This window comes from Desulfatiferula olefinivorans, from assembly GCF_054657895.1.
In genome coordinates this window covers 1-460 of record NZ_BAAHXV010000119.1, presented here as the reverse complement: position 1 = coordinate 460, position 460 = coordinate 1, and the positions used below count along the sequence as shown (strand labels likewise).

Below are 460 nucleotides of genomic sequence, written 5' to 3'. Positions count from 1 at the left end.
GGTAGCCCAACGAGCACCATCGATAATTCTCCGGTCGGGTCACAATGCCCGCACGGACCGCGTTCAGGTCGATGTAGGCCAGACAATGAACCAGGGTCTCACCCCGCTCGACGATCACGCTCTTGAATCGCTCGCCCCACAGGGTCCCTTTCCGGCCCTTCGCTTTGTTGTAATAACGGGAAAAGGTCTGCTTGACCTCCCGGATGAATTCGGACAAACTGGCCCATTTTTTTCTGAAATGATCGATGCGGCCTGATGGAAACACTGCCTCTTGACCATAATACACCCTGTAGCGCGCTTCGATCTCATCGTCGGTATAGTTCCGTTCCGGCAACATGCGGACCAGGATGTGGACGTGGTTGTCCATCACGGCGTAACCTAATATGTCCGTGAAATAAATACGTGAAAACCGTTTGAGGATCGAAACGAACCGGTCCTTTTCCACCGGGCCGAACGGAAA

Annotated in this window: 1 protein-coding gene; it reads right to left on the bottom strand. The window is 53.7% G+C overall.

Going from position 1 to position 460, the window contains the following annotated elements:
- Positions 1-460: transposase (locus ACYQ11_RS22130; RefSeq protein WP_459926009.1), on the bottom strand; the 460-nt coding region annotated here is incomplete at both ends.